The 10,901-nt window shown below is 62.6% G+C and carries 9 protein-coding genes; all 9 read right to left on the bottom strand.

Annotated elements, in window-relative coordinates; all coding sequences use genetic code 11:
• Positions 1-88: 88 nt before the first annotated feature.
• The 9 genes from AC0GUR_RS04445 to AC0GUR_RS04405 all read right to left on the bottom strand — a co-directional run bounded on the left by AC0GUR_RS04445 (position 89) and on the right by AC0GUR_RS04405 (position 10,865).
• Complete coding sequence (locus AC0GUR_RS04445; RefSeq protein ID WP_472876256.1) at positions 89-1,264, bottom strand: GNAT family N-acetyltransferase; 1,176 nt, start codon at positions 1,262-1,264, stop codon at positions 89-91.
• Positions 1,265-1,266: 2 nt separating this feature from the next.
• Positions 1,267-2,826 (bottom strand): oligosaccharide flippase family protein, encoded by a 1,560-nt coding sequence (locus AC0GUR_RS04440; protein WP_472876255.1) that lies wholly within the window; start codon positions 2,824-2,826, stop codon positions 1,267-1,269.
• Complete coding sequence (locus tag AC0GUR_RS04435) at positions 2,823-4,529, bottom strand: hypothetical protein (protein WP_472876254.1); 1,707 nt, start codon at positions 4,527-4,529, stop codon at positions 2,823-2,825. The genes AC0GUR_RS04440 and AC0GUR_RS04435 overlap by 4 nt, the downstream gene beginning before the upstream one ends.
• A 1-nt stretch (position 4,530) precedes the next feature.
• Positions 4,531-5,535, bottom strand: a complete 1,005-nt coding sequence (gene galE, locus AC0GUR_RS04430; protein ID WP_472876253.1) for a UDP-glucose 4-epimerase GalE — start codon at positions 5,533-5,535, stop codon at positions 4,531-4,533.
• On the bottom strand, positions 5,532-6,362 hold the full coding sequence (locus AC0GUR_RS04425; protein ID WP_472876252.1) for an alpha/beta hydrolase family protein: 831 nt from the start codon (positions 6,360-6,362) through the stop codon (positions 5,532-5,534). The genes galE and AC0GUR_RS04425 overlap by 4 nt, the downstream gene beginning before the upstream one ends.
• Positions 6,355-7,140, bottom strand: coding sequence for an alpha/beta fold hydrolase (locus AC0GUR_RS04420; RefSeq protein ID WP_472876251.1), 786 nt, complete (start codon positions 7,138-7,140; stop codon positions 6,355-6,357). Before AC0GUR_RS04420 ends, AC0GUR_RS04425 begins: the two co-directional genes overlap by 8 nt.
• A complete protein-coding gene (locus tag AC0GUR_RS04415; RefSeq protein WP_472876250.1) occupies positions 7,137-8,477 on the bottom strand; it encodes an outer membrane beta-barrel protein in 1,341 nt (446 codons plus the stop codon). The genes AC0GUR_RS04420 and AC0GUR_RS04415 overlap by 4 nt, the downstream gene beginning before the upstream one ends.
• Positions 8,478-8,538: 61 nt before the next feature.
• Positions 8,539-9,324 (bottom strand): P-loop NTPase family protein, encoded by a 786-nt coding sequence (locus AC0GUR_RS04410; protein ID WP_472876249.1) that lies wholly within the window; start codon positions 9,322-9,324, stop codon positions 8,539-8,541.
• A complete protein-coding gene (locus tag AC0GUR_RS04405; protein ID WP_472876248.1) occupies positions 9,321-10,865 on the bottom strand; it encodes an XrtA system polysaccharide chain length determinant in 1,545 nt (514 codons plus the stop codon). Before AC0GUR_RS04405 ends, AC0GUR_RS04410 begins: the two co-directional genes overlap by 4 nt.
• Positions 10,866-10,901: the final 36 nt, after the last annotated feature.

The following is a 10,901-nucleotide window of genomic DNA, read 5'->3' as shown; positions in this document are numbered from 1 at the left end:
CTGGCACGAGCCTTAAGGTGTTGGATGACCAGCCATTTGGCTGTCGTAACGCGACTCCTGCCTTCAACGGGATGACGAGCCTAAAAGGTCACGAAGAGGTGTTCGCGGCACTTATGCTCGCCGCCGCGCTCTCCCGCCGCCGCATCCCATGCAACCCACGATAGATACTCCGCAGCGGCGCAATAACCCCAAACCGCGCGCGCGGCACGCTCCCTCGCACCAGATACAACGACCCACACGGCGTCTGCCGATTAGCCAACACACGCTTGTACTGATTGTCGCCGTAACCAAAGTCGATGGTTTCGCCGGGAAAGCGTTCCAGCACGTCCTGCACGGCCTGAAAGATGAGCGACGAGCCGACGCCCAGCGAGCTGAATTCCTCGTCATAGCCGGTGTCATCAAGCAAATAACGGCCAGCAAGACGATAGCCGTGAACGTAGGCGATGGGCCGCTCGCCGAGCATGAGCATGTGGCCGATCAAACGGCCACCTTCCGCCAGCTTGCGAAACAAGGTCAGCCGCGCGGGTGACTGCCAGTCGATGGGCATGTCATCGGCGTGCCAGCTGCGAGCGTAGATCTGGTTCATTAGTGCGCCGTAATCGTCGACGCTTTCTGGCGTGTCGAACAGGCGCAGTTGTGCCTGGTCGCCCAGCTTTTTGTAGACGTTGCGCAGACGGCGCGAAAGGTCGTTGCGTTTCTTGGAGCCCAGGGTGGCGAGGTAGTCGGCGAGCGAGGGCTGGGAGTCGATGCTCCAGTTCAGCTGGTCGAGCATGTTGGACTGCACGAGGGAGAAACGGTGTGCGCCCATCGACATCGCAGACGCCAGCGGATTGGGAAGGCTGGTTTCTTGTATGCGTATAACGCGGGCGCGGCGGTCGTGCAGCAATGCGTTGGCCACGTGCTTTTCAACGACTCCGCGATGCGCGTCGGTGGCGACGACGCCGGAGCCGAGCAGGCGCAAAGTGTGGCCGCGGTAGACCTGCAGGTAGTGGTTGCCCAATGGGATCCGGACGTGGTGCACGTAGGAGAGCATGGGCGCGTAGCCGATGGCCTGCCCTCGTCCATCGCGCACCACGATGAGGTACGGGGACATGATGTCGCCGCGCCATTCCAGTTCGTAGAGCAGCCAATCGGGGTGTTGCGCGATGCCCGATGCGGCGCCGGGGTGATCGGCAACGGCCGCGAGTTCGTCACGCAGTTCGCGAAGTGCGGCTTCGCTCTGGATGGTGTTGCAGGTGATGCGATCGGTGACGGGCGGCATCATGGTCAGCTGTTGGCCCCCTGCCCGTGCAGACTGTTGAGCCCGCGCATGACGATGCGCCCAGGCGCACCAAAACGCTTGGCAATGGACGCCAGCAGTCGGAAATCGTCGTCACCCCAGTAGCGCACGAGCACGCTCGCGGGCACGAAGATACCCACAAATATCGCCCCGCCCAGCAAGAAGCCCCACAGACTGGGGATGGACACTGTCACGGCCAACGCTACGGCGGTTGCGACGATGCCCACGCCAAACAGCCGCGCCATCGCTGCCACGGGCAAGGCGCCGGTGGTGGCTTTGCGCAGGTAGAACACCGCGAGTACGAGCTCGGACATGCGTGTGGCGGCGTAACTCAATACGGCGCCAAGCAGCCCCCATGTCGGTATCAGCAGGATGCCGAGTACGGCGTTGACGCAAAGCGAGATGACGGCGATGCGGATGCGGTCGTCCTGGCGATCCACCACGGTCTGATACGCGGCGATGCCATTGCCGATCAGCAACAAGCCGGCCAGCACCAGCATGGCTTCGATGGCGGGAATGGCATCGGCATAGCGATGCCCATACATCAGCGTGACGATGTCAGGAGTGGTGACCAGGCCGAGCCCTGCGATCACCAATCCCACGGCCCAATAGAACCGCGTGGCCTCGCTGAGAAAGTGCACGGTGTGCGAGTGGCCGCGCTCGCCAAACGATTTGGCCATGTAGGGCAGCAAGGTGGTGGTGAGCCCCACCGAGAAAAGCTGCACGGCACCCTTGGTCAGCGTGCCGGCAATGGCGAAGAAGCCCACCGCGGTCGATGTCGCAAAGGTGTTGAGCAGAAACACCTCGATGGTGCCCGCCTTGCACGACATGATGAGAATCAGCGTGGCCGTCAGCTTCAGGTGGCGGTTCAGGCGCTGCTGCATTTCCGCCGGCACGGGGCCATCGGCGATGGGTTGGCCATAGTGCCTGTACGCGATGCGGTTGATGAGGTTGAGCAGCAGGCATGAGATGGTGAAGATGCCGACGAATGCGAGCAGATCGGCCCTGGCCAGCGTGGCAGAGATCACCAGCCCGACGCCGATGATGCCGGCCAGCACCGTGGCGATGGCTTCGGTTTCGAAGCGCTCCTGCCCTTTGGCAATGGCGACCCACATGGCGTAGTTGGCTTTGCTCACCGTGGCGACGACCACCAGCGCCGCTGCGGGCAACAGTGCGTCGTGCCACTCGGTGGGGCGTATCACCAGCAGCACAAGCATAAACAGCAGCATCACGATGGCCGTGCTGATGTGCTGCACGCGATTCAGACGATAGGCGATATGCGAGGCGGCATCCGGCAACCCTGCCCCATCGGCCTCGGCAATGAACTTCGTGGATGAGGTGGTGAGCGCGTGATTGCTGCAAACGATAAGCCAGCCGCACAGCCATACGGTAAAGGCGTAGCGGCCAAAGTCAGCCGGCCCTAGTGCTCGTGCAATCCACACACTGACGAACAGACCCAGCGCGAACTCGATATAGCTGGAGACCGACACAATGGTGATGCTGCGCAGTACATCCAGGCGACGATTGGCGGGGCGCGCCGTGGTCATGGAGCCCCTCGCTGCGCGACAGGCGCGGCGCCGCTGCCGGGTGGCTGGCGAATCAACCATTGCACGACGCCGCTGCCGCGATTATTCCAGTTGAAGCGACGCTTGGTATCGTCGATGGCGGCACACGACGTGCTGTACGACGCGGCCAGCTTGTCGAGCCGATGCTTGAGCGCGGCGCTTTGGGTGGGATCGGTTTCAAAGTAATAGGCAGCGGCCACCGGCAGTGCCAGCTCCACGTTGTGTCCGTCGCTGTACCACCCTTCAGAGTTCTGGATGGTTTCGATGGCTGCTACCGGTGCATGGGATGAGGACCAGTACCAGGCGATCTGTCCGTCGCCGCCGGAGCAACCGTTACGCCAGTCGTGCGGGCGCACGAGCAGATCGGGGCTGATCCAGCCGTATTTTTCCAGGTAGCGGCCGAACCCGGTGATCATCTCGGGAATGCGTTTGTCGCCGGTAACCAGCCAGGCGTGCCAGAGACCATCGATGATGTTTTCGCTCATCCACGGTGACGCGCCGCGCACGTCGGTCTCGGGTTTCCAGTCATCGCCTTCGTGGATATTCCAGCTATTGCGCCAGGAGCCGTCGTCGCCCAGCTTGTCGGGATTGTTGTGCTGGTGCTCGTAGAGCCAGCCGATGCGATCGTTGACCATGGCGAGGTAGTGCTTGTTGCCGGTCAGCTCGTAGGCGGCCACGGTTTCGATAAGGCCAAGGCCCGCGAGGCGTTCGGTGAAGTATTCCTGCGGCCGAATGTACGGGCCGGGCTTGTTGTTCCAGCCGCCGGTCGCCCATAGCGTGGCCATCTTGTTGACGGTGGCAGCGTCGTGCTCGCCATCGTTGCCGGTGAGTGCGACGGAAAGCAGGATGGGCTCGATGTAGACGTATTTGACGTCGCACACCTTGTCATTGAAGGTCCAGCCGCCGGCACAACTGGGGCTTTCCGGTATGCCGTCACGCTTGATGTACTTCATGTAGAAGCGATAGCTGAGGTCAGCCGCCTGCAGATAGTCGAAGCGTCCGGTGCGGATATACGCTTTGTAGAGTGTCGAAGGGCGATCGAACAGCCAGGCGGAGAAATCATCCACCGGCAGTTTGCGTGCCCACTCGAACTGGCGCGATACGTATTTCGCGTAGGGCTCGTCGGCTGCTGCAGGCTGCTGTGGACCGGCGATCAGCGATGCGGTGAGCCATGCCGGCGTCAGCGTGCCCAGCACGGCCGGCACATGAAGCCCTTCTGGGCCATCCACCAGGCCTGCGTCGTACGGCCAGCCGGCAATCTCCTCTTTGCGTGGCTTGCCGAGCGCGAAGTAGTAGGTTTCCTCATCACTGCTGAGTGGCGCGTGGAACTGCGCTCTCACGGCACGGATGCTGTTGTCTTTGAAATGCCAGCGCAGCATCACCTGCACAGCAGCGCCCACTTCGTTGCCCTTGGCATCGAGTATGCGCAGCTGCTGTGGATCGGTCAGTACGCCGGGTGGAAATGGGATGCCGACCGAGGCCAGCGCCGGTGCTTTGCCGCCGGCGTTCCGGTGCAGCACGATGCGTTGATCCGGCAGCAGATCCGGCGTCGCTGCGCTGGGCTCCGCAGTTTGCCTGCCGTTGCTGGCGGCGCCTTGCGTTGACTTGTGCGGAGCCGCTACCCCGGCACCCGCCATGGCAAGCAGGCACAGCGCCACGACAGCCAGCCAACTGCGTCGGGCCATTTCAAGCGACCTGGGCAACATGGGCAGCGCGCTGCACCAGCTTCTGCTCCCACAGGAATGCGGTGCGTACGATGAAATCGAGATCGTCATAACGAGGATGCCAGTCGAGCGTGTCCTGCAGGCGTTCGCTGCGCGCGATCAGCATGGCAAGATCGCCCACGCGGCGCGGCCGTTCAATGATGTTGAGGTGACGACCGCTCACGCGCGTGACCGCGTCGATCACCTCACGCACGCTGTAGCCGTGCCCGTAACCGCAATTGAGGGTGAGCGAACTGCCGCCATGGCGAAGGTGATCGAGTGCGCGCAGATGCGCGTTCGCCAGATCTTCCACGTGGATGTAATCGCGGATACCGGTGCCATCGGGCGTGTTGTAGTCGGTGCCATAGATGCAGAGGCTGTCGCACTTGCCCACGGCGTGCTCGCAGGCTGCCTTGATCAGCAGCGTGGCATGCGGTGCCGAGTGGCCGATGCGCCCGGTGGGGTCGCAACCCGCCACGTTGAAGTAGCGCAGGATGACGTGCCGCAGATCACTGGCCGCGCTCACGTCGCGCAGCATGTTCTCGGACATCAGTTTGGATTTGCCGTACGGGTTGACCGGACAGGTGGGCGTGTCTTCATCGGCGACGCCAGCTTCGGTCAGGCCATACACGGCGGCGGTGGAAGAGAAGATGAAGTGCTTGACCCCTGCTTCCGTGCAGCTTGCCAGCAGGTTGCAGGTGTTGCAGGTGTTGTTGCCGTAGTACTTCACCGGATCGGTGACCGATTCCGGTACTACCGTATGGGCGGCGAAGTGCAGCACCGAATCCACTTTGTGCTGGGCGAGCACCCGCGATACCAACGCACGGTCGCCCACATTGCCGACCACCAGCTCGGCGTCGTGCACCGCTTCCTGGAAACCCGACGAGAGGTTGTCGATAACCACGACACGCTCGCCGCGTTCCACCAGTTGCTGCACGACATGACTACCAATGTATCCGGCTCCGCCGGTGACAAGCACTCCATTCATGACGACGTACCTGCTTGAACAATGGGGAAGTTGTGGCGGAGCCACCCGTCAATGTGGTCGACCAGGCGCTGCCGGTCGCCCGTAAGCGAATAGGTGTGGTCGATTTCTTCGAGATAGCTGGCAGAAACCGCCGGGCTGGCCATCACGGGGCCAAAGCACTCGCGGAACTGCCGCTGGTGGTTGAAGTACATGTTGATGCCGCCGGTGTAGACGAAGCACAGCTTCAATCCACGCTCGACCATGCCTTTAAGGTCGGCGCTAACGACATCGCGGGGAAGCGGCGCCACGGCGAATGCGGGGTTCTCCTGCACGCCGGCATTCAACTTGCGCACCAGTCGCCGCCACCAGCGTCGCGGGTCAAGTACACGCGGCAAGTAATGGCGCAGCTTGAAGCCGAGCGTGCGGTAGGCGAAGCCATCCAGAAAGATCGCGCCACCTACCTTCTCGTGGCTGTGCGGGGCGCGCGCCACGGTGTGGGCCTTGTCTGCCCCGGCACACAAGCCCACCAGCACGAATCGATTGCAGCCGGCCTGCTGATGCAACAGCGCCATGGCATCTTCCACATCGGCGCAGATCTGCTGGTTGCGGGTTTGCGACTCGCCCGTGGCGGCGCTGTCGCCGATGGTGGAGAGATCCATGCGAAGCGTGGGATAGCCGAGTGCATTGAGCCGCCGGGTTAGCTCCACATGCATGCGGAAGGGGCCGATCCGATGCACCAGGCCCGCGTTCAACAAGATCACGCCCACGGCGTCGTTCACCGACGCCGGCACGCCGGCTATGCCGACGAGGTGGCGGGCGCGCCCAAAGCGGAAGGCTGCCTCACGCATAGGCGTGCTCCCGCCAGTGTTGGGTCACGGCCAGCACCAGTGGGTGGCAGAGAATCGCTGTTTCCAGATGGGTTAGTTCATCCCACGGCGTGACGGGCTCCAGCGGTACGACGCGTGCGTCGCGCACGGCAAGGCCACGCCAGTCATGGCTATGCGTGGGTGCCAACGAATCCAGCAACAGCGAAGGCATCGCGGGCCATTCCGCATGCAGTCCGTTGATTTGTTGCCGAAGCAATGGATTCACCGTGAAACCCAACCACTGCCCGGCGGCCTCGCTCGATGCGCGCGGGCGTACGAAGCGCTTGGTGTCCTGACGCATGGCGTCTTGCAGCGCGTCGAGCGTCGCGACATGCGCTTGACCGTCGATGACTGGGTCCCACACCACGACGTCATCCAGATGCGCCGCAGAGGCCGCTGCCAATGCCATGCTGCCACCCAGCCGCGCGCCGAAGGCAAGCACCTGCTCCGCGCCGCTGCGTGCACGAAGTTCATTGGCGGCGACCACGATATCGGCAAGGCAGCGATACCAGTCCACTTCGTCGCTGTCGCCTGCCGAGTCGCCGCAGCCGTAATAGTCGAACCGCAGCGTGGCGAGCCCTTGCGCTGCCAGCGCACCGGCCAGTTGCCGATAGAGGCGATGACTGCGGATGTGGTCTTGCCCCAGCGGCGAGCACAACAGCACCGCCCTGCCACCCGTGCTGGGCGCTGCGTGGTAGATGCCGAACAGTTCGTGATCGTGACCGAAGTAGAACGGCAGTTCGCTGTCGATGCGCGTCATCGCGTATACACCAGTGTCACGAAGTACTCGTTCTCGTGATAGGACTGCCCCACCGTGGTGCTGCTCTGGATCTGGCGTGCGTACGTGGCGCTCCAGCTCCAGTGTGGGGCGAACTTGTGGCTGAAGGCCGCGCCATAGCGATAGGTTTTGTCGCGACGGTCAATGTTCTGATAGTTGGTACGGCCCGCGGTGCCAAAGGCCGATACCGACATGTTCTGCGTCAACCTGTAGTCGGTGGTGAAGCCGAAACCCTTGCTCACCTGGTCGAACGTGGTGGTGTTGATGTAGTTGAGCTTGCTGTAGGAAGGCGTCAGCGACACGGTGAACCGTTCGTCGCGGTAGGTATACGTGGCAGCAAGCTGCCTTTCCTTGAAGATGTCGGAATTGATGACCACGTTGCCCACGCCGATGCCGCCACGCGCCGCGTCCATGGCATCGGTTACCGGCTCGAGCGGCACCAGTTCGCCACCGATGGTGATATTGGTTGGCTGCAACATGTCTTGCGCCGCGTCGGAGTACTGATAGGCGCCATTGACGGTCAGGGTGTTGTGCGGCGATATGCGCCAGCCCAGCGTGATGCGTGCAAGCGGCCCGTTCTGTGACGGACCCGTTGTGAAGTCGATGTTGGTCCAGCCGAGTGAGGCGTCGATATCTACCGTCTTGAGGCGACTGGTGTAACGCGCGTACGCCGCGTAGCTGGTGTAATTGGAACCCGCCGTGGTGCTGCTGAAATCGACGTGTTCGGCCTCCAGGTTGCCGGATATCTGGTCGGTGGGACTGACGTCGCGATACAGGCGCAGCGCACCCGCGCCACGCGAGGAGTTGAACTGGTCGACGCGTGACGCGTAGCTATTGATGTATTTCAGCTCCGCATCACCGGTCATGCCCTCACCGACGCGAAAGCGCAACGTAGGACCTATGGCCAGCACGTTGGTCTGCTGCTGGTTGCCTGGCGCGTTCGAGGCCAGCGAGTTCACCGGCTGCACGCCGGCCGAGTCCTGTACGCTCACGTCCAGCCGCTGCGGGATCGCCGACCAGTTGGCCGTACCATTGACCTGCGCCAACGTCTGGTCGCCGAATGCGCTGCTGGAGTAATTGCGATACTCCACGTTGCCCGCCACATCCGCCTGGAACGTGGAGCCCTGCTCCAGATAACTGAAGGTGGCGCCAGGCACGATGACATTGGTGCTGATCGGGTTGCTGGTGGTCAGCGCCGCGTTGTCACTGTGCTCGCCGGTGAGGTAGAGCGACCAGTTGAATTGACCCGCCCATGCACTGCCCGAGCAGGCCGCGAGTGCCACTGCAACGGAGCGAGCGAGTGTTTTGCGTACTGCCATATTCCTTCTCCTTAGGGAGTAGCGCAGCAGGAATCGCTCCAGTCACATGGATTGCGGCCCATCAGGGCACATGGTTGAACACCACCCCGGCCATCTTCTCCGGGTCAAAATTGGTAACGGCCTGGCTGATTGCCGCCGGCGTGTCGCGCCCATAGCCGGCCACCACCACCACAAAATCGGCGAGGTCGGAAAGGATGCGTGCGTCCGGCGAGCCCTTGATCGCGGGGCCATCGAGGAACAGGTAACGGTCGGGGTAACGGCAACGCAGCGAGTCGAGCATGGTGCTCATGCGGAACGAGGAGAAATACTCGCCGCTGTTCTCGCGTGCCCTGCCCGCTGGAATCAGTCGCAAGCGTGGGATGCCGGTGTGATAAAGCACCGGCTCGATGCCCAGCGACGGTTGTTCAAGGAAATCGATGAGGCCGCCGGAGATCGGTTCCACACCCAGCGCCTTGTGCTGGCTGGGGTAGCGCATGTTGCAGTCGATCAGCAGGCTGGTCTTGGCCTCATCGAAGGCGAAGGCCGTAGCAAGATTGCGCGAGACGAAGCTGCCGCCCGATCGTGGGCTCACCGATACGACCAACGTGACGAAGTTCTGATGGCCGGCAATACTGAGCAGACGGGTGCGAATTTCGCGGAACGCGTCCGATTGTCGCCGCACGGAATCTTCGCGATGGATCAGGCGGCGTTCTTCCAGCTGCAGTGGCGCGAGTTCGCGCCCCGGCTCCAGCATGCGGGCAATGGAATGCCCCGGCGCGCCGTGCCGCTGCAGGTTTCGAGCGGCCTCTTCCAGCACGCTCTCGAAGCCGTCGGAGACGTTCTGGTCGTTGTCGTCTTTCATGTTCATTGCTTCAACCTCAGCCAGAACATGGCTAGGTAGACCGCGGCAATCCCTGCCAGAAGAACCAGCAGAACCAGGTTGTGCATGCGATCGCGGTGGCGATCTTCCGGTGTGGGATAGAAGGGAATGGAGGCAAGCACGGCGAGGCCCGTGGTCTGTTCAAGGCGCTCCACCGAACGCACGCGCGGGTCGAGCCGCACCAGACCGAACAGCAACCCGACCGGCACGGCCAGCGCGAGCGCGATACCGGCCAGGCTGAAATGCATGAAGCGCAGGCCCGAAGGCATCAGGGGCAGCACGGCAGGGTTCTGGATCAGGAAGGTGAGCCCGCGCTGCTCTGCGTCAAGGTTCATGGACACTCGCGCGTTCTCGCGGCGCTTCAGCAGATCCTGGTAGACGTCGCGATTGACGTTGTAGTCGCGCGTCAACTCGGCGACCACGTTCTCCGAGTTGGCGATGCGTGCGCTGCGCTGCAATTCCGTCTGCAACATGGATTCACTGGCGGACAACCGCGCCGAGGCGGCAGCGGTGGACGCGCGTGTATTGGCCAGCTGGGTTCGGATCTGCTGATACGCCGGGTTGAACTGCACGTGGCTGTCCAGCGTAGTGGGCGTGCCAGACAGCTGCGCGGCCTCCTTGCGCTGATCTTCCTGGGCCATCTGCTGACGCAGATCCTGCATCTGGTGACGTATGCGAATGACGTCCGGGTATTCCTCGGTGTAGGTGAGCAGCAGCTTGTCGAGCTGCCCCTGCAGGTCGGCCATCTGCGTCTGATATATGCCGTTGACCGTCTGCACCGTGCTCACTTCCGATTCGCCGGAAAGTTGCGATGACAGCGAGCCCTCTTGCGAGCGTCGCTCCATCAGGTCCATGCGCGCGGTCTCGATCTGACTGCGCAACTGGCTGATACGCGCATTGGTGTCGGTTTCGCTGCCGGGCCGCGCGTCATCGTTGGCGTCGCGGTAGGCCTTGAGCTTGTCTTCCGCGTCGGTGAGCTTTTTGCGGTAAGCCTCGACCTGGCTATTGATGAACTCGTAGGCGTCGCGACTCTCGCGCTGCTTGGAGGCCAGGCTTTCACTGATAAACAGCTGCGCGAACTGGCGCGTGACGATGTAAGTGCGCCGCGCATTGGAGTCGGAATAACTGATGGTGATGAGGTTATCGCGCTCCATCTGCACCTTGGTGCGCGATTTGATGCCCTCGACGATGCGGTCCTGCTCAAGGGCGCTGGGATGCGTGGCCATCCAGCCGCCCGCCTCAAGGATCTCGCTCATCACCTTGCGGCTGAAAATGACATCGCGCGCGATGCTGGCGCGATTCTTGTTGGCCGTGGCCTGCGCGGCGCCCTCCATCAGCGGCGAAATGATGCTGCTTTCCTGCGCAAGGATGGTGGTGGTGGCCTCGTACTTCTTCGGCCACAACATGCCGGTGATCAGCGCGGCCAGCGCGATGATGGCAAACAGCACGCCCATGGTCAGGCGACGCCGGCGTCCTTCGCTCAGCAGTGCTGGCACCATGCTGGCAAAAGGTGTGAGTTCCCCACTCATTACCTCCCCCTTGTCCGCTTTCCCCGGACCATTCGA

The sequence above is a fragment of the Dyella sp. PARNA 12/25 genome (assembly GCF_055702865.1).
The sequence above is the reverse complement of the archived record's forward strand: the minus strand, read 5'-3'. Positions and strand labels throughout refer to the sequence as shown.